Origin of the sequence: Acinetobacter genomosp. 15BJ, from assembly GCF_000400715.1 — a bacterium.
GTDB lineage: Bacteria > Pseudomonadota > Gammaproteobacteria > Pseudomonadales > Moraxellaceae > Acinetobacter.
Genome location: NZ_KE007347.1, coordinates 1855594 through 1878295, shown reverse-complemented (window position 1 = coordinate 1878295; position 22702 = coordinate 1855594). Strand labels below are relative to the sequence as shown.

The following is a 22702-nucleotide window of genomic DNA, read 5'->3' as shown; positions in this document are numbered from 1 at the left end:
TATTTCATTGCAAACTCCATAAAGTGCAATGAGTTCAAAGATTTTTCAAGGAATGCATTATGCAGGACACAACTCTGTCACGCTGGCTTGCACCAGTGATGGCGTTTTGCCTATCTTTTGTCATGATTACCACATTGGCACCTACTGTTGGAATCCAGATTGATCGTCAATTCGATTTCTGGCTACTGTGGTTAGGTACCATGATCTTATTGGCATTACCTATCGGCTATCTTGAAATCGCTTTAGCTAAACGTTCACAAACGACGGCATTACAAGCGCTTTCCAGCTTAACGCGTGATGCAGATGCGTCACCAAGATGGCGTATCGTAGGATGGTTGGCGGTTGTTTTTGTCCCATTCTTTGCTGGCAGTATGTTGATGACAGCGACACATGTGACGAGTCAACAACTTGGATTAGACCTTTCTAGCCAAATCGTTTTCGCGATTTTTGCGGTTGTGGCCTTGGCACTGTCTTTTATTCCTCGTCAGTTTTTAATCGCTTTAACTATGCTTGGCGTACTCGCTGCATTTGTACTTGCCAATGTGATGGGAACCCATTTACAAGCATGGCATTGGACAGGTGTCGAGTTTAAGGAGTGGGGCAATGCGACGGTACTTGCTTTAGTCGCAAGTGGTTTAGGTCTGGGTCTATACTGGCAGAGCAGTTTAGCGGCAGTGAAGCAACAAGATACTGCGACAACTGCGGTATTGCCGATTTGGGTGGCGCAACTGCTTGCGGTGATCGCATTTGGCTTTTTCTCAGTTCAAACACAGTTTCCTGCCTTGGCATGGGTTTTTGCTGCAACAATGTCTGCTGCCTTATTAATTCAATTTGCCAAAGAGCAATTGGCACAGCGTCAGCTTGCGATCGTGATTCAATGGGCGATTTTGCTTGCTGCTATTGCTGTTTGGGCTGTACCACAAGTGGAACAAATCTTTAATAGCCTGCTCATGCTTTGGGGATTACTGATTTGCTTGATTTACGCAGTATTTGCTGGCTGGATTATGAAGATTAGTCATCTGCGTAAAGCCATGGGCTTTAGCAATGAGCTGTTTTATAACCTCTGGCGTATTGCCATCCGTATTGTGCTACCACTTTCAATTGTCGTGGCAATCATTGCTGTGATTGGACAAGTGCTCTAATGGAGCAGGTGAAACAAGTTTGGGTTGCTTTCTCAAGCCCTGAACAGCAATTCCATATTGCTGTCAGCTTTAGCGAGGGAATGACGGCTCAGCAGGCCATTGATGCTAGTGGCTTAGCAGCGCAGGTGGTACTACCAGAAGTTTTACAGTTGGGTGTATTTGGTAGCCGAATTGACGTGGATACAGTCCTGCATGCAGGTGACCGTGTTGAAATCTATCGCGCTCTTACCATTAACCCGAATGATATTCGGCGTAAGCGGGCAGCAAAGAATCCAGTCGGGCGGTTTATCAAAGGTAATCGTTTTAGACCATCAAGCTGATAAATAAAACCCCTCACGATTGAATCGATGAGGGGTTTCTTTTTACTGGAAAGCCGTTATAGTGGTGGCGCAGTCAAAATCGCTTCTTTTGATGCCGGTAAACCAGGTTGTGATTCTGGAATCGTATCTAAGCCTTCTAGACGTTCGACATTACCATTCGCATCAAAATAAACTTTTAAATGTTGACCGTGTGCCGCAGGTATTTTTGCTTTTTTCGCATAAGTACCTGGGATATAGTTGTAGATGTAGTCCCAACGTTGTGGGTTCAGTGGATCTGTCACTGTTGGACTACCAAGCAAGAAACGGACTTGCTGAAAGCTCATGCCCACTTGTACTTGAGAAGCTTGTGCTTTGGTTAATGGTGTTCCTTGTGGAATATCAACTTTATAAACACCAAAGACTGAACAACCGCTAAGTACTGTAGTGACGAACAACGCCAGCATGATTTTTTGCATTTTGCTACACTATCCTGATAAATGATGATGCATTTGAGTCAAGGATAGATCATACTGCATCTAAACTCTATTGCCTATTCCAACTTAAGATTTGTTGAGAGACCTTTTTTTATGCCGATTTCTAATCAAGACTTACGCAAAGCTGGACTTAAAGTTACCCTTCCTCGTATTAAGATTTTGGAATTATTAGAAAATTCAAAACAACATCATTTAAGTGCTGAAGATATTTATAAAACCTTGCTTGAACAAGGTGAAGATGTTGGCTTAGCGACAGTTTACCGTGTGTTAACACAATTCGAAGCTGCGGGTATTATTCAGCGTCACCATTTTGAAAACAATCACTCCGTTTTTGAAATCATGCAGGAAGATCATCATGATCACCTTGTTTGCTTAAACTGTAATAAAGTTATTGAATTTACAAATGATATTATCGAGAAAGAGCAACATTCGGTTGCAGACCAACATGGTTTTGCCTTAACTGGACACTCCTTAAACCTATACGGTTACTGTAGTGATGCAGAATGCCAAGAGGCTTATCGTAAAAAATAAGCTGTGTTGAGTAAAAATCTAAGTGTTCACGAAAATTGAACAAATAAAAAAGGGAAGGTTACAAAAACCTTCCCTTTTTTAATGGCTTAATTTGAATTACTGGCCATCAAAGGTGATGTTGCGGCTGGCACTCAATAACTGGTCTGCGCCTTCTTCTGACAGTTTGATGGTTAGGCGTAGGTCGTTTGGTGAATCCGCATGCTTTAAGGCATCTTTGTAGGTGATCTGACCTGCCTTATAAAGGTCGAATAGGGCTTGGTCAAAGGTTTGCATACCCAACTCACGTGAACGTTTCATCAGATCTTTAATCTCATGAATTTCACCTTTACGGATATAGTCAGCCAAAAGTGGTGTATTGATCAAAATCTCAATCGCAGCACGACGTGAATTACCATCTGGGGTTGGAATCAATTGCTGTGCGACGAGTGCTTTTAAGTTCAACGACAAGTCCATATACAATTGACTATGACGGTCTGCTTCAAAGAAGTGAATGATACGATCAAGGGCTTGGTTGGCGTTGTTGGCATGCAGGGTAGCAAGTACCAAGTGACCTGTTTCGGCGAAAGCGATGGCATAGTCCATGGTTTCACGTGAACGGATCTCACCAATCAAGATCACATCTGGTGCCTGACGTAGTGTATTCTTCAGTGCAATCTCAAATGAATCGGTATCAATCCCGACTTCACGCTGCGTCACGATACAGCCTGCATGTTGATGCACAAATTCGATTGGGTCTTCAATGGTGATGATATGACCCTTAGAATTATGGTTACGGAAACCAATCATTGACGCCAAAGAAGTCGATTTACCTGTACCTGTCGCACCAACAAAAATGATGATGCCACGTTTGGTCATGGCCAGCTCTTTAAGTACTTCTGGCAGTTTGAGATCATCCATGCTTGGAATATGCGTTTCGATCTTACGCAGTACCATGCCTGGCATATCACGTTGTTGAAACGCACTGACACGGAAACGTGCTGTCTTTTCACGGTTCATGATCGCGAAGTTACATTCACGCGTCTCTGCAAACTCTTTACGCTGTTTGTCGGTCATGATGGATTGAACCAGTTGACCCACAATTTCCCCTGAAAGTTTCGATTTAGAGACAGGCACGATCTGCCCGTTAATTTTCATTGAAGGTTCAACATCCGCAGTGACAAATAAGTCCGATGCATTTTGTTGAATCATCAAATTGAGTAAATCATTAAAGTCCATGATATTTCTCTAATCCATTTATTCTTATAGGAATGATTCGGGTTGTTTGGCCACAGTACGTGCAGTTTGTGGGCTAATTAAGCCTTTAGACACCAATGTTTTCAAGCTTTGATCCAAAGTGGTCATACCGTAGTTGGCACCTGTTTGGATTGCAGAATACATTTGTGCAACTTTGTTTTCACGTACAAGGTTACGAATCGCAGGAATACCGATCATGATTTCATGTGCAGCTACACGACCACCGCCATTCTTTTTCAATAGTGTTTGAGAAATCACGGCTTGCAGTGATTCAGAAAGCATGGCACGCACCATATCTTTTTCTTCTGCAGGGAATACGTCGATGACACGGTCAATGGTTTTCGCCGCAGAGGTGGTATGCAGTGTACCAAACACCAAGTGACCTGTTTCCGCAGCAGTCAGTGCCAAGCGAATCGTTTCAAGGTCACGCATCTCACCGACCAGAATAATGTCTGGGTCTTCACGCAGTGCTGAACGAAGTGCAGCATTAAAGCCGTGTGTATCACGATGTACTTCACGTTGGTTAATCAAACATTTTTTCGATTGATGTACAAATTCGATTGGATCTTCGACGGTTAAAATATGGTCATAACGGTTTTCGTTAATATAGTCGATCATCGCTGCAAGGGTGGTCGATTTACCCGAACCCGTTGGGCCTGTCACAAGCACAATCCCGCGTGGATAATCACAGATTTCTTTGAAAATTGAACCTAAGCCCAAATCTTCCATGGTCAACACTTTAGATGGAATGGTACGGAACACCGCACCGGCACCACGGTTCTGGTTAAATGCGTTGACACGGAAGCGGGCAATATTCGGTACTTCAAATGAGAAGTCGGTTTCTAAATCTTCTTCAAAGTCACGACGTTGTTTATCATTCATAATGTCGTACACCAAGCGATGTACATCTTTATGTTCAAGTGCTGGTAAGTTAATACGGCGAACTTCACCATCCACACGAATCATAGGAGGCATACCCGCTGAAAGGTGTAAATCTGAAGCACCGTTTTTGACCGAAAAGGCGAGTAGTTCTGTAATATCCATAATTTCCCCGAAACAAACTAAAATGTCTCATTATTTTGTAGAATAATATAAGGCTTTCATTCGGGCTTACCAACACCTTAAAGAATGGAAAGCAAAAAAAGATTTCGTAAATGAGAACTGTGTCAATGAATCAATCGCAACAATCCCGCCAATCTGTTTTAAATCAAATAGAACAGGCCTGTCAGCACGTGCAACGTGATCCTGCAACGGTACAATTGTTGGCGGTTTCCAAGACACATCCAAGTTCTAGCCTTCGCGAAATGTATGCAGTCGGGCAGCGCTGTTTTGGTGAAAACTATTTACAGGAAGCACTAGAAAAAATTGAGGAATTAAAAGAACTAGAGGTCGAATGGCATTTTATTGGTCATGTACAGCGTAATAAAACCAAACCTCTGGCTGAAAAATTTGATTGGGTACATGGGGTTGATCGTTTAATTATCGCTGAACGATTGTCCAGTCAGCGTTTAGATGCTCTACAACCATTGAATATTTGTCTGCAAGTGAATATTGATGGGCAAGATTCTAAAGATGGTTGCCAACCTGCCGAGGTTGCTGAACTTGTTCAGCAAATTAGCCAGCTTCCAAATCTTCGTTTACGTGGTTTGATGGTGATTCCTGCACCTGAAAATCATGCTGCCTTTGCTGAAGCTAAAGTGCTATTCGAGCAAGTGAAAGCTCAACATGCACAGCCGCAAGATTGGGATACTTTAAGTATGGGCATGTCTGCTGATTTGGACGCTGCGATTGCGGCGGGTTCAACCATGGTGAGGGTAGGAACTGCATTATTCGGAGCACGGGATTATTCAGAAAAAAATTAAGAGATTCGACTTTAAAACTGACAAGAAGCCCATTTTTAGTTCTATTTATTGAATTAGATGCTGCTCACTATAGTCGTTAGTTTTTCATAGTGATGAAAGTTGGCATCCGCTATTGCTGAGGAAATCGCTGGATTGGGATGAAAGAAAATGGTTTTCATCCCGACAGCCTTTGCACCTTGTATGTCTGCCTGTTCATTATCACCGACAAAAACACAATCTTGTGGGTGAACACTAAGCTGCTGACAAGATAATAGAAAAATTGCGGGATCTGGTTTTCTAAGTCCGACTGCTTCGGAAACAATGATGCTAGAAAAGAATTCAGTCAGACCTAGAGCATAAAAATTATGTTCTTGAAAGGGTGTTCTGCCATTAGAGATTAATCCAATTAAATAGTCTTGCTGTTTTAGTTGGATGATGGTGTTTTCTACATGTTCAAAGCAGCATGAGAATTTATTAAAATCATGAATATAACTTGCTAAAAGTATTTCTTTTGAATAGCCTTGAATTGAAAATTCCTGAATCAGATTTTCATAAACACGATCTTTCCAAACTTTACCATTATCATCTAATTCAAGAAACCGTTGGATAAATGGCTCTCTATCATTGGCTGAAATTAATTGAAAAAAATTAACCTGCCAAGTGAGGAATCTTATTAACGACGTCGTTCGATCAAGTAAGGTTTGATCGAGGTCAAAAATAACAGCCTTATTCTGATTCATGTGATTTAAGCATTATGATTATTTAATCATCATAATGCTTTAGCCAACAATTTCAATCCGACTCGAACCTGATCCAATCGGCTGTACTTGAATTTGTACAGGAATTCGTTCATGCATTTCTTGAATGTGCGAGATCAACACCACTTTACGCCCTTGGCTTTGTAATTGATCCAGCGCATTCATCACCATATGCAATGAAGAAGCGTCCAAAGTACCAAAGCCTTCATCAATAAATAGCGATTCGATTTTCATGGAACCAGAAGCCATATTGGCAATTGCCAAGGAAATCGCAAGGGCAGTGAGGAAGGACTCACCACCTGACAGAGAAGCCACTGAACGAGTTTCTCCATCCATATCATGGTCAATGATGGCTAGGCTGAGGGAGTTATCCAAACGTTTTAAAGTATAACGCTGTGACAACATGCTGAGTTGTTGATTAGCATATTCAAGCAGAATATCCAGATTATATTGCTGGGCTAAATCACGGAAATCCTTGCCTTTAGAATCACCAATCAAACTGGAGATTTTATTCCAGCGATGTTCCTGCTGCTGAATTTGTTGGATCTGGTCTGCAAACTGCTTTTGCTTGGCTACATTTTGTTGATGTAGTTCTAATTTCAGTTTGAACTGATCACGTTGTTCGGCTTGCTGCTGTAAGTTCTCATGATTGAGATGGATGTGCTCAAGCAACTGGGTGTATTCGATGGGTGGCTGTTGTTGCTGATGCATCTGTAATTGCTGTTGCAGCGTTTTTAGTGCAGAGCCGGCCTCATTGAGTAAACGTTCTGCATTTTGTAGCGATGTTCGAATGTGCTGCTCTTGTTCAGCACGAATAGCAAGTAAATCAGCTAATAAATGTTCTTCTAATTCAGGATGCTGGCTTAACCACCTTCGAATTTCAGTTTTAGATTGAGCAAGGGTAGATAGTTGTTGTTGCTGTTGGGCTTTGAGCTGTTCCAGTTCATTTTTCTGCTGTTCAAAACTTTGACGAGCCTGTTCAAAACGCTGCTTGATTTGCTGATATTGATTTTGGAGTTGCTGACGCTGTTGGTCGTGCTGGTTTAACCATTCATTGGCTTTAAGCTCAGTTAAACCTGTCATTGCCACAATCAGTTGATGTGCTGACTCTGTATTTTGTTTGCCTTTAATCTCGACATCTTTGAGTTGCTGACTAAACTCTGCATGTTGAGTGATCATGCTTGTTAAATTGGACTTTAATAGATTCAGTTGCTGTTCAAGCTGCTGCTGTTGTTTGCTTAGGCTCTCAGCTTGTTCAAGGTATTGAACACGTTGCTGTAAACGTTGTGCTAGCTGTTGAGCAGAGCTCAGCGTTTGCTGTTGCCATAAGTTTTGTTCATCGCTGCTCAGGCAATCTATAACATGTTGAATCTGTTGCTGTGACTGCTGTACGCTTTCCAGTTGGTGGCGGATATTTTGAATCGTTTGAGTCAGGTTATAGTGGTCTTTATTGGCCTGATGCAGTTGCTGTAACTCAATTTCAATCTGCTGTTTGAATTGGGTTGTCTCACTGATGTATTGCTGTTGAGCTCTAGTCGTTTCCACATACGGTTGACTTAAATCTAACTGAATCTCGAACTGTGCTGTATGTTTGATTAATTCCTGATGTTGTAGCTTGAATTTGTCATCCGCTTGTTGCATGGCAGATTGCAATTGCGTCAGTTCGGTACGAATCTGGGTAAATTGCTGTTGTGTATTTTGCCAAAGCTGGAAAAATTGTTGTTCCTGTTGAATAGCCTGTTGCTCTTGCTGTTGTTGTAGCTCATACAAGGCTTTGGAGAGCTGACTGGCATCATCACGATAGGGGTGTTCGGTGCTGCCACAGACCAGACAAGCTTCGCCGTGTTTGAGTTCAGCACGCAGATGTTCAATATTTTCAGCATGCAATAAACGTTGCTGTTGCAATATCTGCTGTAATTTTTCCCGTTCATTTTTGGCAGACTGGAACTCGACTTGACTGGTTTGTAGTTGTTGTTCAAGCTGTTGGTGTTGTAGCTGAGTGCTACTGAGCTTATGGTTTAGCTCATCACGTTCTTTTTTAAGTTCAAAATAATGCTGTAACTTTTGCTGAATCAGATCCAGTTGATTCAGTCGGGCTTGTTGCTGTTCTCTGAGTTTTTGTTTCTGTTCAAGCTGGCTTTCAATCTGTTGTGGTGTACCAAATTTTTGAATGAGCTCATTCAATACGATCTGATCTTGTTTAAGCTTGGACTGTGCGTGTTGAATCGAACCTAAATTCTGTTCGACTTTTTGGTATTGCTGAATAAATTGCTTTAGTTGCTGCAGATGTGCATTCAAGCCTTTATCTAAAGCGGAGAATTGTGCGCTTTGTAGCAATTGTTCAGAACAGTGCTGTTGTTGTATGGATAGGCTGTGGCGACTTTGTTCAAACTGCTGTTGTTGCTCAAGCAATGGTTGTTGTTGCGCTTCGTTTTGGTTTAAACGGACTTTAGTTTTCTTATATTCATCGGCAATATATTCCCGTTCCTGTACATATTTACGCACTTGGCTGAGTTCGTGCTGATGGTTTTGTTCAAAACTCTGGAATTGCTGTAAGGCCGTTTCAGCCTGAGTATAAGCCGCTTTTTGTTGCTCAAATTGGGTGCTTAAAGCGGTAAATTGCTGCTGTTTGTGTTGAATCTGTGGTTCAAGCTGTTGCAGTACTTTTTCCAGTTGTTGCTGTTGGAAAACAATCGGACGAATGCCTGAAAAGATTTCGAGTTGGCTGAGTCGATTGCGATCTGCGGCTAAAGCCTGATGCGCTTGAATTTGAATGTCATGCTGTTGCTGTTTCAGTGTGATTTCAGTTTCGAGTTTCTGTCGGTGTTCAAACCATTGTTGCTGTTGATTAAGCTGAACTTTGTCGGCTTCCAACTGTTGAACCTGTTGTTGTATCTGCTGGAATTGAGCCTGTAATTCGGCAACTTCTTCATCTGAGCGAATTTCAATATGACCGAGCACATTTTCCAGTTGCTTGCGTTGGTTGCTAATTTCACGAGTCTTTTCAAAAGCCAGTTGTCCAATTTTGGCAAAAATACTGGAGTTGGTTAGATATTCGAGTAATTCACCACGCTCATTATCGCGTGCCTTTAAAAATGCCGTGACTTCGGACTGCGCCAACAGTACTGCACGGGTGAATTGCTCAAAACTCAGTTGAGTAATCTGTTGAATATGGGCTTCAACCGCTTTGGTTTTATCTGCAATCACTACACCATCTGTTAGGCATTTGAGTGAGCGTTGCACACTTTGCAGTTTACCACTGGCATTTTCACGGGCACGTTTAATTTCCCAACGTGCGAGGTAATGTTTCTGGTCTTGTGCTACAAAACACAGTTCGGCAAAACCATGGCCTGTGCCGCGACGTAGAACCGTTAAAGGGGAGTTGGTCAGCAGTTCAGAACCATCGACATCTAACAGCTTGCCGTCACTTTCTTTGAGGCGGGGAATTTTATTAAATAAGGCCAGACACATGGCATCTAAAATCGTAGATTTACCCGCACCTGTTTTTCCGACAATGGCGATCAGTCCCGCACTGGCCAAAGGCTCAGTTTCAAAATCAATAAAATGCTCATCTGCCAGAGATGCCAAATTTTTCAGTCGAATTGATAAAATTTTCATGGCAAGTCCTTAAACAGTCTGATCATCTTCAAGTTGCTTTTGCGCTTCTGCGACCAAACTCATAAAGTCTTGAGTGACTTCATCATCGGTGTGATAGCCCTTTTTCTCCCAAATTTGCTGAAATAGTTTTTCGGGTGTCGGTGGTTCTAAGCTAATAGTTTGCTTGCTCTCTGCATTGCTTTCATTGGATAGATATTGTCTGGAAATCCGCACCAGCCGATAGCGATCTTTCGGCAAGGCATCTTCAAATTGTTGTCGTAGATTAGGCTGTGGTGGCGTCGCAGTATGATATTCGATATCGACATATTCACGATGCTCGAGATTTTCTATCGGTTCATTTGGCAGATTACGAAGGCGCTGCATGACTACAGTGAGTTCATCTTTAATTTTATGCAGTTGAATACTTCTGGGGATCGGCAAAGCTTCAAAGTTAAACGAATCTTCACTTTTTTTAGGATCAAGCGTGACTTCAACTACTTGATGTTTATAGTTGATTTCACTAAATGACAGTGGAATCGGTGAACCGCTATAACGAATATGTGGATGCTGCACTTTTTGTGGTTTATGCAAATGACCCAGTGCCACATAATCAATGCTGTCGTCGAACAGAGCCGTAGATAGGGCTTCTTCATTACCAATAATGATCGGCCGTTCTGAATCGGACGTTTCTCCACCTTGCATATGCGCATGGGACATCAGAATCAGGGCCTGATCATCGGTTTTACGGCGTTTAGCTTCTTCGATTAACTGTTGGTGTAGATAAGCAATCGCATTTTGGCTGTTGGTGGTGTGCTCATTAAAGCCTGTGATTTCAGCTGAACGTAGGAATGGCAGGGCAATACACCACGCTACAATCTGCTTTTCTTCATCATAAATCGGTAAAATTAAACGTTCTAAATCGAGGCTTTTATCTTGATTCCAACGAATCACACCGACCGTTTTAGCATTGTATTTTTCTAATAAGGGTTCAACTTGTTCAATGCGATAACCTGAGTCATGATTGCCTGCAATCATTAAAGTTTGCATATGCGGGGCAAGTTCATGCGCATCGGCAAGGAATTGATAGAGTTGTTTTTGTGCCTGTGAGCTGGGATTAATCACATCAAAAATATCGCCCGCAATCAATAAGGCATGCGGTTGTTTGGCTTTGATCTGCTCAAGTAACCATGCCAGAAATTGTTCATGTTCGTAGTGGCGGGAATGATTATAAAAAAACTGCCCCAAATGCCAGTCAGACGTATGAAAAAAACGCACGGTCATAAATGAATCTAAAAATAAAATAAACCTGAATAAGGTAGCACGTATTCAGGGGGAAGGGAGAGTCTTACTGAGCAGAAAAGCACTACAAGATCTGCCTTGATCATTTTTCAACGATGCTCTAGTTTGATCTCCAGACCATTATTTTAACAATGAGGAAGATAAAATGAGCTTAGGTAAAGTAAGCCGTGAAATTGTTGATCACATTATGCTGATCGGTCTGGATCGGGTGGAAAAACGTAATGCTTTTGATAGCCATATGATTCATGACCTATCTCAAGCTTTGACTGAATATGAAAATAACCCTGAACTGCGCTGTGCCGTGATTTTTGCGCATGGTGATCACTTTACTGCGGGCTTAGATCTGGTGGAATTACAGTCCAAAATTTCACAAGGTATTTTTAATTTTGAGGCTGATCAGATTAATCCGTGGGGAACGGGTGGGCGACATCGAACTAAGCCTGTGGTGGTGGCTGTACAAGGGATTTGTTACACCGCTGGGGTGGAGTTAATGCTGAATGCTGATGTGGTGATTGCCAGTGAAAATACAGTATTTGGTCAGCTTGAAGTTCAACGTGGGATTATGCCTTTTGGTGGGGCAACGGTGCGCTTTGTACAAGCTGCCGGTTGGCAAAAAGCGATGCCTTATTTATTGACGGGTAAAACCTTTAATAGCAAAACGGCATATGAACTGAATCTCCTCTCTGAAGTGGTGGAATCAGGGCAACAACTTGAACGCGCCTTGGAAATTGCCAAAGAGATTTGTAGTGCTGCACCATTGGCAGTACAAGCGTTATTGGCTTCTGCAACTGATGCCGTGACACAGGGGCAAACTGTTGCATTTGAAAAAATGAACAGTTATTTGATGCCGTTGTTTGTATCGGAAGATGCACAAGAAGGGGTTCGCGCTATGTTAGAAAAACGCCCACCGCAGTTTAAGGGTCGATAATCATTTTAATTTAACTTGAGTTTAGCAAGTTATTGCGCCTGTTCATCGATTTCGCAAATCCCAAAGGTATTATGATCGAGGTCGATGAAATAGCCTTGCCAGCAGCGATTGGGGATTGCGAATTTATCCATGGCGGTAATCCCACCTAAACTTAAAATTTTAGCTGCAGTTTCATCGAAATTTGCCACTTCTATACTACAGGTAAAGGCATTGGTTCCACATCCTGTTGCTGGTGTTGCTACAGGACGTTGTAATAAACCGCCATGAATTCCTGTTGTTGCGATACGATAATATTCAATGGGTAGGCCTGCTACTTTTTCAAATTGCCAGCCAAATACGGATTGATAAAAGTGAATATCACGTTGTGGATCTGATGACTGAATTTCAAAATAAATAATGTTGTTCATTCAATCTGTCCTTAATTTTTATAATCGTAGAATTATTCTAAAGAGATATGGAATTGGAAAATGAGAGATTTATGTAAGCAGCTGCGCATTTTTGTGTTTGATCATAAAATCGCATTGAATACATTTGAGAAAGATATAAGAGGTTAATCCTGCATTGATGAAAATTATTAAATTAGCGAATCATCCTGAATTGCGAGAACAGGCTGCAATGTGGTTTTCGGACAAATGGGGGATTCCTGTCGAGGTCTATCGAGACAGCATACAAAGCTCGATTGAACAGCCAGAAGGAATTCCACAATGGTATGTGATGCTGAATGAACATCAGCACATCATTGCTGGCACTGGGGTGATCGACAATGATTTCCATAATCGAAAAGATCTCAGCCCAAACCTATGCGCTTTATTCGTTGAAACTTCTTATCGAAAGCAAAATATCGCCAAACAACTGCTGGATTTTGCTCGAACAGAGATGAAAAGTTTAGGATATGAAAAGCTCTATTTGGTGACAGACCTAGATGATTTCTACGAAAAGTGCGGCTGGACATTTTTAACTACGGTGACAGAAGATGAGGGTGGACTGATTAAAATGTATGTAGCCAATACCTGATCAAACCCCAATTGCGGGCAAATAAAAACCGACGATTCGAGTGATGATAAATCGTCGGTCAAAATCTTTTCCAATGGTTCTGGCTGCTAACACAACCATTGTTAAAGATGGAGAGTCATAATGAAAGGTCACCGAAAACATTGCGGATGCCGTGCAATGTACAATCGGTTGCTGCGACCTTATACCTTATATAACGACACTGGTTGAGGATTGGTTGACATAAAAATGAAAAAAAAGTGAAAAAAATTTATAATTATTTTCTAAAGCCAGTCTAATTAGGTTTATCTTTATGATTTCATTACGTTTGTACTATCTCTGGTTTTTTATAATTTGTTTTACTGCGACATTGTTGGCAGGTGTACTAGCAGCTATTTTACCCAATAGTATTGGTGGTGTGTTGACTGCGGTTCCTTATTTAATTGCGATCATTGTTATTTTATTCAAATTTCTCAAGCAACAACGCCGTGCACCGACGCCACAGGAACGGAAACGCTTAAGCATCGGCTTTAGTCTGATCTTTTGGGGCTATAACGCATGTGGCTTACTCCTCGGTCTGTTTATTTTTGCACGTAAAGATCCCGAAGTTTGGCAGAACTTTTTACTCTATCTGAAACAGCCACAATTTTTGCTGACGGTATTGGCGATGTGGTTTGTGATTGCCGTGCCGCTATTTTTAATTACCTATTGGTTTTATGGACCGCAAGCACAGAGAATGGCCAATAAAATGTTCAACTAGTTGAACAAAGTTCACTTGTAATTCACTTTCATTCTGCTAAGACTTAAATATCGAGCTGATCAATATCATGCAGGATGAGAGTGCAATGCAGAAGCAGACGGTTTTAATCACAGGCGCAAGTGGCTTTATTGGCTCTCATTTGTTGCCTTTTTTATTGCAACGACAATATCAAATCATCGCACTGACCCGACAGTCCAATCGAGTTTCTCAGCATTCAGCGCTACGTTGGGTGAATGATCTTGATCAAATAGAAACGCAACAGATTGATTATGTAATTAATCTGGCTGGTGAAAATATTGGTGCAAAACGCTGGACTGAACAGCGTAAGCAACAATTAATACACAGCCGTGTTGCGGTGACAGAACAACTGTATCAATGGCTGGAACAACGGCAAATTTTTCCGAAATGCATTATTTCTGGTTCTGCGATTGGTTATTACGGTATTGATCCACAAGAACAGTGGAAGCTTGTTTGTGATGAAAATACACCACCGCAAGCGATTTTTATGTCTGAACTTTGCCAGAAGTGGGAGCAAACCGCCTTAAAATTTAGCCAACAAAATACCAAGATCATTCGTTTAGCTGTGGTTTTTGGACAGGGTGGGATTTTGCCGCAAATGCTGTTACCGATTCGGCTGAACGCTGTTGCAAAAATTGGTTCAGGGCAGCAACCAGTGGTGTGGATTCATATCCAAGATGTACTGAATGCCATGATTTTTCTATTGCAATCCAATCACAGTCAAAAGGTGTATAACCTTGTCGCACCTGAACAAATCAATCAACAACAATTCGCTGAAACGGCTGCTCATATTTTAAAGCGAAAACCTTTTATGATGGCTCCAAAATGTATCTTTAAATTGATGTTGGGAGAGCAATCGCAATTGATTTTAAATGGTCAAAATGTGGCGCCCAAGGCTTTGCTGGAACAGGGCTTTCAATTTCAATATCCAGATTTGAATACAGCTTTAACTGAAATTCTAGCAAGAAATTAAATCCTGTTGTTTTAAGCGTAGAGGTGAATAAGCATTCGGATCGACCAGCGTATCTTGTCCTAAAACGAGCTGGCGTAGCAGACGCGCCGAACCAGAGCCCATGCATAGGCCATTGCGGAAATGTCCAAAATTGGCCCAAAGATTTTCCAGTTCAGGCATTGCGCCGATATAGGGAATGCCTTGTGGAGAACTTGGGCGTAAACCTGCCCAACGTTTTACAATCGGGAATTGTTTAAGCTCGGGCACCATTTCCAAGCAGGCAGTGAGAATATTCTGTTGGGTGTCTGCATCCACCGCAGTGCTAAAGCCAGTCTCTGCCATGCTTGAACCACAGACGATATGACCATCTTGACGTGGGATCAAATACATCACTCGATTCATACACATGGTCGGCAGCCAGTTTTCAGGGGTTTTAAATAACAGCATTTGCCCTTGCACGGGATGTACAGGGATATGGCGTTGAATCTGTTGCTGCCATTGTTGACTCCATGCCCCAGAGGTAATCACAACATGATCTGCGCTAAATTTCTGACCATCCTCAGTTTCAATCCCTTGAACTTTTTTATTTTGAATCATCAATTTTTCAACAGGACACTGTTCAAAAAAACGTACCGCAGGATGTTGTTTTAAGTAGCAAATTAACGATTGTAATAGGCGTGGATTACGAACATTGGACAGGTGTGGGAAATAGATGGCTTGTTGGAATTGTTGGGAAATATAGGGATTAATCTTTTCGAGTTTGGGGCGGTTGAGCAGTTCACAGTGTTGCATCGGCTCTTGATGTCGCGTGGCATAATTCAAGCCAATCTCGAAATCTTCCTGATCAAAGATCAGCATGCCTGTATCGTGGATTTGAAAATCAATGCCAGTGATGGGCAGCAATTTTTCATTCCATATTTGATAGAGCGGTTTGCCGTATTGGGCTAGCTGATTGACTTCGGGTGCATAACGCCAAGGATACATGGGTGAGAGGATACCTCCACCCGCCCATGAGGCAGCTTGACCTGCAAGCTGTTGGTCAAAAATATCGACAGAGCAGCCTTGTTCAGCAAGTTCCAATGCTGACATTAAGCCACTAATACCCGCACCAATGATGGCAATATGCATGTTAAACCAGTTTTATTTGCTTAATTTGGATGAGAATCCAAATTTGATCTAAATTACTCAGAATAAATACGCGGCGGAGTCTTGCTGAGTTCTCAATCTATTTTAGGATTAGCTTTCAGCTGGACTTACTTTGGTTTTGCCCAAAGTAAGCAAAGGCATTGTCATCTGCAAAACCTGTTCAATTTTTTCAGCTTTATGCATTCAGCTATAAGTCCAATATCTTATATCTTTTTAGCACTGCGCAGGTTGCAGATGACGTTTCCGCGTATCAAATTTTAGAACATTCTAAATAAAAGGAAATTATTTCATCTCTTTTAATTTACGTGCTGCATCTTCCGCAAAATAGGTCCAGATTCCATCTGCACCCGCACGACGGCAACACATCAATGATTCTAGAATCACGCTGTCAGAGAGCCAACCATTTTGAATCGCACCCGCAAGCATGGTGTATTCACCACTGACTTGATAAATAAATGTCGGAACACCAAAGGTATCTTTGACTTCACGCACCACATCCAGATAAGGCATACCCGGTTTGACAATCACCATATCCGCGCCTTCTTGCAGATCCAGCGCAATTTCATGCAAGGCTTCGGCACGGTTGCCAATATCCATCTGGTAATTGTATTTATTGCCACCTTTCAAGTTACTGGCAGAACCAACGGCATCACGGAATGGGCCATAGAAGCTCGACGCATATTTCGCTGAATAGGCCATGATGTTGGTATAAATAAAATCGTTTTGTTCTAATGCTTGACGAATTGCACCGATACGACCATCCATCATGTCACTCGGTGCAATCACATCTGCACCTGCCGCAGCATGACTGAGTGCTTGTTTTACTAAGCATTCCACAGTTTCGTCATTGAGTACATAACCCGTGTCATCAATAATACCGTCTTGACCATGTGTGGTATAAGGATCAAGTGCACCATCAGTAATCAGGACCATTTCTGGTAATTCTTTTTTGAGTAAACGGCAGGTTGTCTGAACTAGGCCATTTTCATCCCAAGCGGCTTCAGCTGTTAAGCTTTTATCTTGTTGTGGTGTGACAGGGAATAATGCAAGTTTTGAAACCCCAAGTTCAAGTAAGGTTTCTGCTTTTTTTAGTAATAAATCAGCCGACAAGCGTTGCACATTTGGCATGCTTGGAATGTCTTGGGTTTGTTGCTGTCCTGGTAATACAAACACTGGATAAATCAAATGATTCGCAGTTAAATGAGTTTCGCTGACCATGGCACGTAGTTGGTCATTTTTACGGATACGGCGCATGCGAGTCGCAGGAAAAGCTGGACGATTGAACGTATAAGTCATAACAATCTCGATGTTCAGTATTACACTATAGGAATAATTGAGTGATTCAGCCACGCTAGGGGAGAGTTCAGCGACATCACTCAATTACAAACCCCGCTATTGTAGCCCCATATTTTTAGATTTGTGCAAAAGAATGGAGAGTTATTCTTTCCGTTGAGTGTAGGCCGCGTATGAATGATGTAAAGAGAAACTGGACTGGAAATATTCAGTTAGGTGCAAAAGCAGATCACCAAGTCGTCTCAAAGCAATTATGTAAAGCATTTAATGCTTGTCCATTTTTTAAATACAGTGGCATGGTCATGCGTGTTGTTGATGGACAAATTGAAGCCTATGTTGAAATGCAGCCGGAACTGGTCGGTAATGTTGCATTTCAGATTTTACATGGTGGTGTCGCTGCAACGATTCTGGACAGTATCGGCGGTGTGGCGGCGATGGAGCAGCTTTATCTCCGTGCGACACCAGAAGATTTACCCGATACCATCAAGAAAGTATCCCGTTTAGCCACCGTGGATATGCGGGTGGATTATCTGGCTCCGGGACGTGGTAAATACTTTATTGCCCGTGCGGAAACCTTACGCCTAGGCCGTAAGGGTTGCACCATGCGTATGACCATGGTCAATGATGAAGGCAAAGCGATTGCAACTGCGATTGCCTCATATGCATATTAAGCTTTTTAAATAAAACATTTTAAAGCCTCTTATGCCAAGCTTGAGAGGCTGATTTCATTTCAGAACCATTTTATTCGCCACTCCCATTGTTTTATAGCAGGCTTAAATCCTGCTTTTTTTGTGCCTGAATATTCGCATCGCGAGCTGAGTCAAAATGATTCACAAACTGGATAGAGATCTGGAAAAAGTGGATAGAGCCAAGAACTAAATCACGCTTCAATCAAGAAAAGGTTTTTATTGATTGGAGGACATAAAAATGACAACACGTAATATTGCCGAATGGCAGGATTTTATTACAGGATGTCTCGACTTTCGCCCGAACGATGGCGTATTCCGTATCGCACGCGAGATGTTCACTGAAGCTGAACTTTTCGATTTGGAAATGGAATTAATCTTTGAAAAAGTCTGGATCTACGCATGTCACGAAAGTGAAATTCCCAACAATCATGATTTTTTAACTGTTCAGATCGGACGTCAACCACTGATTATTAGCCGTGATGGCCAAGGTCAACTGCATGCCATGGTCAATGCCTGTGAACATCGTGGTGCGACCTTAACCCGTGTGGCCAAAGGTAATCAATCCACCTTTACCTGTCCGTTCCATGCGTGGTGCTATAAATCAGATGGTCGTCTGGTCAAGGTCAAAGCACCTGCTGAATATTGTGAAGATTTTGATAAGTCTAGCCGTGGCCTCAAACAAGGACGTATTGCCAGCTACCGTGGCTTTGTCTTTGTCAGTCTGGACACGCAAGCCAACGATCGCCTTGAAGACTTTTTGGGTGATGCCAAAGTATTCCTCGATTTAATGGTGGAGCAGTCACCAACAGGTGAATTGGAAGTCCTGCAAGGCAAGTCTGCTTATACCTTTGCAGGAAACTGGAAGCTGCAAAATGAAAATGGTCTGGATGGCTATCACGTCAGTACCGTGCACTATAACTATGTCTCAACCGTACAACATCGCCAACAGGTCAATGCATCCAAAGGTGATGATCTGGATACCTTGGATTACAGCAAATTAGGTGCAGGCGATAACCAGACTGATGATGGCTGGTTCAGTTTTAAAAATGGTCACAGTGTCCTATTCAGTGACATGCCAAATCCAGCCGTGCGTCCTGGCTATGACACAGTGATGCCTTATCTGCTGGAAAAATATGGTGCCAAGCGTGCGGAATGGGCGATGCATCGGTTAAGAAACTTAAACCTCTATCCAAGCTTATTCTTTATGGATCAGATCAGTTCTCAATTGCGGATAGTCCGTCCTGTGGCGTGGAATAAAACCGAAGTGATTAGTCAATGTCTGGCGGTAAAAGGCGAGTCGGCTGAGGCACGTCGTAACCGCATTCGCCAGTTTGAAGACTTTTTCAATGTCTCTGGCTTAGGTACGCCTGATGATCTGGTGGAATTCCGCGAACAGCAAAAAGGCTTCCAAGCACGTTTAGAGCGTTGGAGTGATATTTCCCGTGGACAGCATAAATGGTGTTATGAGCTGACGCAGAATGCACAGGATTTGGGGATTCAACCTGTGATCACGGGCCGTGAACTGACGCATGAAGGTCTATATGTCAATCAGCACGGTCAATGGCAGCGCTTAATGCTAGATGGCTTAAATCGCAAGGCCTTAAAAATGCAGGATATTACCTATCAGCTAGATACTGTGACAGAGGAGGTCTAAGCCATGACTGCTGAATTACACTTTGCTGTTTCACAATTTTTATATCAGAAGTCTGAACTGTGTGATCGCTATGATTGGGATGCCTATCTGGAATTGTATGATGAAGATAGTGAATACCATATCCCGCAATGGATTGATGATCATCGTTATGTCGAAGATCCGAATCAGGGCTTGTCTTATATCTATTATGCTGATCGCTCAGGTCTGGAAGACCGTGTATTTCGTATCCGTACCGGCAAAGCGGCATCAGCCACGCCATTACCCCGCACGCAGCACAGTATTCAAAATGTACAGGTTAAAAGTCTGCAAGATGGTTTGATTGAAGCCAAAGTCGGATGGAGCACTTTATATAACCGTCAAGGTCTGGAAGGTTGTTTCTATGGACATGCGACTTATCTGTTAAGACCAACAGCGGAAGGATTCCGTATTCGCCGTCAGCACACGATTTTGCTGAATGACAAAATTGATTCGGTCTTAGATTTTTATCATGTTTAAGGGAGCATCATGATGGGACATTCAGTTGCACTTAATTTTGCCGATGGAAAAACCTTTTTTATTTCAGTCCAAGAGGATGAGTTGTTACTCAATGCTGCGATTCGTCAGGGCATTAATTTACCCTTAGATTGTCGTGAGGGCGTGTGCGGAACCTGTCAGGGTCAATGTGAAACAGGCATCTATGAGCAGGAATATGTGGATGAAGATGCCTTGAGCGAGCGTGATTTGGCTGAGCGTAAAATGCTGGCCTGTCAAACGCGGGTCAAATCCAATGCTGCCTTTTATTTTGATCATAGCTCCGAGATGTGCCATGCAGGTGAGACCTTAAAAATTGCCAGCAAAGTGACCAAGGTTGAACTGGTTTCAGAGACCACCGCCATCCTGCATGTCGATGCCAGTTCATATACCAAGCAACTTGAGTTTCTGCCGGGTCAATATGCGCGTTTGCAGATTCCTGAAACAGAGGATTGGCGTTCTTATTCCTTTGCCAATCGCCCTAATCCAGACAATCAACTGCAATTTTTAATTCGGTTATTGCCCGATGGAGTGATGAGCAATTATTTACGTGAACGCTGTCAAGTGGGTCAAACCATTATGATGGAGGCGCCTTTGGGCAGTTTCTATTTACGTGAAGTGCAACGACCGTTGGTGTTTATTGCAGGCGGCACAGGTTTATCGGCCTTTTTAGGCATGCTGGACAATATTGCCGAGCAAGCCGATGCGCCTGTGATTCAATTGTTTTACGGCGTTAATCAGGCAACCGATTTATGTGAACAGTCGCGTTTACAGGCCTATGCAGAACGGATGCCGCATTTTAACTATCAACCCATCGTCACCCAATCTTCAGAGACTTGGACAGGAAAAACAGGTTATATCCATCAGCACCTAAATCGTGATCAACTGGCGGAACAGGCTTTTGATATGTATTTATGCGGGCCACCGCCGATGATTGAAGCGGTCAAAAGCTGGCTGGATGAGCAAGCATTAAGTAATTACCGTCTCTATAGCGAGAAGTTTTTACAAAGCAACAGTGCACGTATTGCACTCGATGCTTAACAGAGAAAAGGGATGGAACATCGTAATGACCATCCCTTTTTTCTCATCCAATTAAAAATATCATTCTCAAAATTAAAATATGGGATGTGTGCAATCAAATGATTCTGAAGGAGAGATTGACTGCACATATTGAATTGATTCAACCAACAGAAGTTTTAACAGAATTTGCTTTTAAGGGAATAAAGATGAAGACAGTTGATGTTAATACAGTAATCAATCGTGACCGCTTATCACCACTGCAATGGTTGGTATTTACACTGGGTTTCTTGGTGTTTTTTTGTGATGGTTTAGATACTGGAATTATTGGTTTTATTGCGCCCGCCTTATTGGATGATTGGGGCATCAGTAAACCTGAATTGGCACCCGTACTCAGTGCAGCGCTGGTGGGGATGTCAATCGGTGCAATTATTTCAGGGCCATTGGCAGATCGGTTTGGACGTAAAGGGGTGATTGTATTCACCACCTTATTATTTTCAGTATTTACCATCTTGTGTGGTTTTGCTTCTTCCACGCAGGACTTGATGATTTACCGCTTTATTACTGGTGTGGGTTTGGGGGCGGCGATGCCAAACATCAGTACCATTGTTTCTGAATATATGCCTGCGAAACGCAAAGCTTTCCTGACTGGTTTGGCGGGTTGTGGATTTATGTTGGGGATTTCCTGTGGTGGTCTGCTGTCTGCCTATTTATTGGAAAATCTCGGTTGGGCCAAAGTGGTGATTTTAGGTGGCGTTATTCCACTATTTTTGGTGGTGGTGTTATTACTGAAATTGCCAGAATCAGTCCCTTATCTGATCAAACGAGAGCAGCAAGTCAAAGCGCAAAGTATTCTGGCAAAAATTCAAGGTCATGCATTTGCTGATACGGTCAAAATTGAGCTGCCACATATTGATGTGGATCACAGTGAAAGCCCAGTGAAAACAGTTTTGGGCAAATATCTGTGGGGTTCAGTGATGTTATGGCTGTGCTGCTTTATGAGCCTGTTGGTGTTCTATTTGCTAACCAGCTGGATGCCAACCATTTTAAAAACCGCAGGCTTTAGCACACAACAGTTTAGTTTAATTGCCGCGATTTTCCCTTTTGGTGGGGTGATTGGTGCCATCATCATGGGCTGGTATATGGATAAACTGAATCCAACTCAGGTGATTAAATATGCGTATTTGACTGCATTTATCATGTTTATCGTTGCAGGCTTCGTCAGTTCAAGCATCCTATTGCTTGGCATCAGTATTTTCCTGATAGGGGCATTGCTGACAGGGGCGCAATCGTCTCTATTACCTTTGGCGGCATTATTTTATCCATCGCAGTGTCGTGCGGTTGGGGTGTCTTGGATGCATGGTATTGGTCGAGTCGGTGCCATTTTCGGGGCGTTCTTTGGTTCTTATATCTTTACCTATGAGATCAGCCTTGGCGGAATTTTCTATTTGCTGGCCTTGCCGACCTTTATCGCTTTCATTGCCTTGAGTTTAAAAGCCATGCGTCAGAACAATAAAGTCAATCCCGTGTTAAGCACCAGTTAATGGAAAA

22 protein-coding genes are annotated in these 22702 nt (G+C 42.4%); 13 read left to right on the top strand and 9 right to left on the bottom strand.

The genetic code is table 11. The annotated features are described in order from the left end of the window. Positions 1 to 59: 59 nt before the first annotated feature. Both F896_RS05545 and F896_RS05550 read left to right on the top strand, forming a co-directional pair. A complete protein-coding gene (locus F896_RS05545) occupies positions 60 to 1142 on the top strand; it encodes an SLC5/6 family protein (protein ID WP_016164482.1) in 1083 nt (360 codons plus the stop codon). After that, positions 1142 to 1462 (top strand): RnfH family protein, encoded by a 321-nt coding sequence (locus F896_RS05550; protein WP_016164481.1) that lies wholly within the window; start codon positions 1142 to 1144, stop codon positions 1460 to 1462. The genes F896_RS05545 and F896_RS05550 overlap by 1 nt, the downstream gene beginning before the upstream one ends. 56 nt (positions 1463 to 1518) lie before the next feature. Here F896_RS05550 and F896_RS05555 read toward each other — a convergent pair whose 3' ends face one another. Next, entirely contained in the window at positions 1519 to 1917 is a 399-nt protein-coding gene (locus tag F896_RS05555) for an outer membrane protein assembly factor BamE (protein WP_004805189.1), read from the bottom strand. Between the two features lie 111 nt (positions 1918 to 2028). On the opposite strand from F896_RS05555, the gene fur reads away from it, so the two are divergent. After that, on the top strand, positions 2029 to 2466 hold the full coding sequence (gene fur, locus F896_RS05560; RefSeq protein ID WP_004655147.1) for a ferric iron uptake transcriptional regulator: 438 nt from the start codon (positions 2029 to 2031) through the stop codon (positions 2464 to 2466). A gap of 96 nt (positions 2467 to 2562) precedes the next feature. Here the strand turns inward: fur and F896_RS05565 are convergent, their stop codons facing one another. Together F896_RS05565 and F896_RS05570 are read right to left on the bottom strand one after the other, a co-directional pair. Further along, complete coding sequence (locus tag F896_RS05565; protein ID WP_016164480.1) at positions 2563 to 3681, bottom strand: PilT/PilU family type 4a pilus ATPase; 1119 nt, start codon at positions 3679 to 3681, stop codon at positions 2563 to 2565. A 24-nt stretch (positions 3682 to 3705) separates the two neighbouring features. Further along, the gene (locus F896_RS05570) at positions 3706 to 4743 is read right to left on the bottom strand and encodes a type IV pilus twitching motility protein PilT (RefSeq protein ID WP_004655144.1); all 1038 of its coding nucleotides are present in this window, start codon (positions 4741 to 4743) and stop codon (positions 3706 to 3708) included. A gap of 125 nt (positions 4744 to 4868) precedes the next feature. Between F896_RS05570 and F896_RS05575 the strand changes: the two genes are divergently transcribed. Beyond that, positions 4869 to 5561: a YggS family pyridoxal phosphate-dependent enzyme gene (locus tag F896_RS05575; RefSeq protein ID WP_016164479.1), complete on the top strand. Its 693-nt coding sequence runs from the start codon at positions 4869 to 4871 to the stop codon at positions 5559 to 5561. Between the two features lie 53 nt (positions 5562 to 5614). Here the strand turns inward: F896_RS05575 and F896_RS05580 are convergent, their stop codons facing one another. The 3 genes from F896_RS05580 to F896_RS05590 are packed head-to-tail and all read right to left on the bottom strand — an operon-like array spanning position 5615 to position 11176. Beyond that, entirely contained in the window at positions 5615 to 6280 is a 666-nt protein-coding gene (locus F896_RS05580) for an HAD family hydrolase (protein ID WP_016164478.1), read from the bottom strand. A gap of 39 nt (positions 6281 to 6319) precedes the next feature. Next, a complete protein-coding gene (locus tag F896_RS05585) occupies positions 6320 to 9916 on the bottom strand; it encodes an AAA family ATPase (protein WP_016164477.1) in 3597 nt (1198 codons plus the stop codon). 9 nt (positions 9917 to 9925) lie between these two features. Next, positions 9926 to 11176, bottom strand: a complete 1251-nt coding sequence (locus F896_RS05590; protein WP_016164476.1) for an exonuclease SbcCD subunit D — start codon at positions 11174 to 11176, stop codon at positions 9926 to 9928. Positions 11177 to 11339: 163 nt separating this feature from the next. Here F896_RS05590 and F896_RS05595 point away from each other — a divergent pair, with 163 nt between their 5' ends. Then, positions 11340 to 12122 (top strand): crotonase/enoyl-CoA hydratase family protein, encoded by a 783-nt coding sequence (locus tag F896_RS05595; RefSeq protein ID WP_016164475.1) that lies wholly within the window; start codon positions 11340 to 11342, stop codon positions 12120 to 12122. Between the two features lie 29 nt (positions 12123 to 12151). On the opposite strand, the gene F896_RS05600 is transcribed toward F896_RS05595, so the two are convergent. Next, positions 12152 to 12529 (bottom strand): VOC family protein, encoded by a 378-nt coding sequence (locus tag F896_RS05600; protein ID WP_016164474.1) that lies wholly within the window; start codon positions 12527 to 12529, stop codon positions 12152 to 12154. 157 nt (positions 12530 to 12686) lie between these two features. Between F896_RS05600 and F896_RS05605 the strand changes: the two genes are divergently transcribed. The 3 genes from F896_RS05605 to F896_RS05615 all read left to right on the top strand — a co-directional run bounded on the left by F896_RS05605 (position 12687) and on the right by F896_RS05615 (position 14863). Continuing rightward, positions 12687 to 13136 (top strand): GNAT family N-acetyltransferase, encoded by a 450-nt coding sequence (locus tag F896_RS05605; protein WP_016164473.1) that lies wholly within the window; start codon positions 12687 to 12689, stop codon positions 13134 to 13136. 289 nt (positions 13137 to 13425) lie between these two features. Continuing rightward, a complete protein-coding gene (locus F896_RS05610) occupies positions 13426 to 13872 on the top strand; it encodes an ABZJ_00895 family protein (protein WP_016164472.1) in 447 nt (148 codons plus the stop codon). A gap of 85 nt (positions 13873 to 13957) precedes the next feature. Continuing rightward, positions 13958 to 14863, top strand: coding sequence for a TIGR01777 family oxidoreductase (locus tag F896_RS05615; protein ID WP_016164471.1), 906 nt, complete (start codon positions 13958 to 13960; stop codon positions 14861 to 14863). Here F896_RS05615 and thiO read toward each other — a convergent pair. Then, on the bottom strand, positions 14849 to 15970 hold the full coding sequence (gene thiO / locus F896_RS05620; RefSeq protein ID WP_016164470.1) for a glycine oxidase ThiO: 1122 nt from the start codon (positions 15968 to 15970) through the stop codon (positions 14849 to 14851). The genes F896_RS05615 and thiO overlap by 15 nt on opposite strands. Positions 15971 to 16270: 300 nt before the next feature. Further along, positions 16271 to 17284, bottom strand: a complete 1014-nt coding sequence (gene hemB / locus F896_RS05625) for a porphobilinogen synthase (RefSeq protein ID WP_016164468.1) — start codon at positions 17282 to 17284, stop codon at positions 16271 to 16273. Positions 17285 to 17454: 170 nt separating this feature from the next. Here hemB and F896_RS05630 point away from each other — a divergent pair, with 170 nt between their 5' ends. The 5 genes from F896_RS05630 (at position 17455) to F896_RS05650 (ending at position 22695) form a co-directional block, all read left to right on the top strand. Next, positions 17455 to 17952, top strand: coding sequence for a thioesterase family protein (locus F896_RS05630; RefSeq protein WP_016164467.1), 498 nt, complete (start codon positions 17455 to 17457; stop codon positions 17950 to 17952). Between the two features lie 256 nt (positions 17953 to 18208). Beyond that, entirely contained in the window at positions 18209 to 19624 is a 1416-nt protein-coding gene (gene antA / locus F896_RS05635) for an anthranilate 1,2-dioxygenase large subunit (RefSeq protein ID WP_016164466.1), read from the top strand. Positions 19625 to 19627: 3 nt separating this feature from the next. After that, positions 19628 to 20119, top strand: a complete 492-nt coding sequence (antB, locus tag F896_RS05640; RefSeq protein ID WP_016164465.1) for an anthranilate 1,2-dioxygenase small subunit — start codon at positions 19628 to 19630, stop codon at positions 20117 to 20119. 6 nt (positions 20120 to 20125) lie between these two features. Continuing rightward, positions 20126 to 21175 (top strand): anthranilate 1,2-dioxygenase electron transfer component AntC, encoded by a 1050-nt coding sequence (gene antC / locus F896_RS05645; RefSeq protein WP_171069706.1) that lies wholly within the window; start codon positions 20126 to 20128, stop codon positions 21173 to 21175. Positions 21176 to 21360: 185 nt separating this feature from the next. Further along, positions 21361 to 22695, top strand: coding sequence for an MFS transporter (locus F896_RS05650; protein WP_032882426.1), 1335 nt, complete (start codon positions 21361 to 21363; stop codon positions 22693 to 22695). Positions 22696 to 22702 lie beyond the last annotated feature (7 nt).

Coding starts and splice junctions, on each gene's coding strand:
- thiO (WP_016164470.1), bottom strand. CDS start 15,970: ATGCATATTGCCATCATTGGTGCGGGTATTAGTGGCTTAATGTCAGCA.
- F896_RS05600 (WP_016164474.1), bottom strand. CDS start 12,529: ATGAACAACATTATTTATTTTGAAATTCAGTCATCAGATCCACAACGT.
- F896_RS05610 (WP_016164472.1), top strand. CDS start 13,426: ATGATTTCATTACGTTTGTACTATCTCTGGTTTTTTATAATTTGTTTT.
- F896_RS05570 (WP_004655144.1), bottom strand. CDS start 4,743: ATGGATATTACAGAACTACTCGCCTTTTCGGTCAAAAACGGTGCTTCA.
- F896_RS05615 (WP_016164471.1), top strand. CDS start 13,958: ATGCAGAAGCAGACGGTTTTAATCACAGGCGCAAGTGGCTTTATTGGC.
- F896_RS05630 (WP_016164467.1), top strand. CDS start 17,455: ATGAATGATGTAAAGAGAAACTGGACTGGAAATATTCAGTTAGGTGCA.
- F896_RS05545 (WP_016164482.1), top strand. CDS start 60: ATGCAGGACACAACTCTGTCACGCTGGCTTGCACCAGTGATGGCGTTT.
- F896_RS05590 (WP_016164476.1), bottom strand. CDS start 11,176: ATGACCGTGCGTTTTTTTCATACGTCTGACTGGCATTTGGGGCAGTTT.
- F896_RS05555 (WP_004805189.1), bottom strand. CDS start 1,917: ATGCAAAAAATCATGCTGGCGTTGTTCGTCACTACAGTACTTAGCGGT.
- fur (WP_004655147.1), top strand. CDS start 2,029: ATGCCGATTTCTAATCAAGACTTACGCAAAGCTGGACTTAAAGTTACC.
- F896_RS05550 (WP_016164481.1), top strand. CDS start 1,142: ATGGAGCAGGTGAAACAAGTTTGGGTTGCTTTCTCAAGCCCTGAACAG.
- F896_RS05575 (WP_016164479.1), top strand. CDS start 4,869: ATGAATCAATCGCAACAATCCCGCCAATCTGTTTTAAATCAAATAGAA.
- antA (WP_016164466.1), top strand. CDS start 18,209: ATGACAACACGTAATATTGCCGAATGGCAGGATTTTATTACAGGATGT.
- F896_RS05580 (WP_016164478.1), bottom strand. CDS start 6,280: ATGAATCAGAATAAGGCTGTTATTTTTGACCTCGATCAAACCTTACTT.
- F896_RS05565 (WP_016164480.1), bottom strand. CDS start 3,681: ATGGACTTTAATGATTTACTCAATTTGATGATTCAACAAAATGCATCG.
- F896_RS05585 (WP_016164477.1), bottom strand. CDS start 9,916: ATGAAAATTTTATCAATTCGACTGAAAAATTTGGCATCTCTGGCAGAT.
- antB (WP_016164465.1), top strand. CDS start 19,628: ATGACTGCTGAATTACACTTTGCTGTTTCACAATTTTTATATCAGAAG.
- hemB (WP_016164468.1), bottom strand. CDS start 17,284: ATGACTTATACGTTCAATCGTCCAGCTTTTCCTGCGACTCGCATGCGC.
- F896_RS05605 (WP_016164473.1), top strand. CDS start 12,687: ATGAAAATTATTAAATTAGCGAATCATCCTGAATTGCGAGAACAGGCT.
- F896_RS05595 (WP_016164475.1), top strand. CDS start 11,340: ATGAGCTTAGGTAAAGTAAGCCGTGAAATTGTTGATCACATTATGCTG.
- F896_RS05650 (WP_032882426.1), top strand. CDS start 21,361: ATGAAGACAGTTGATGTTAATACAGTAATCAATCGTGACCGCTTATCA.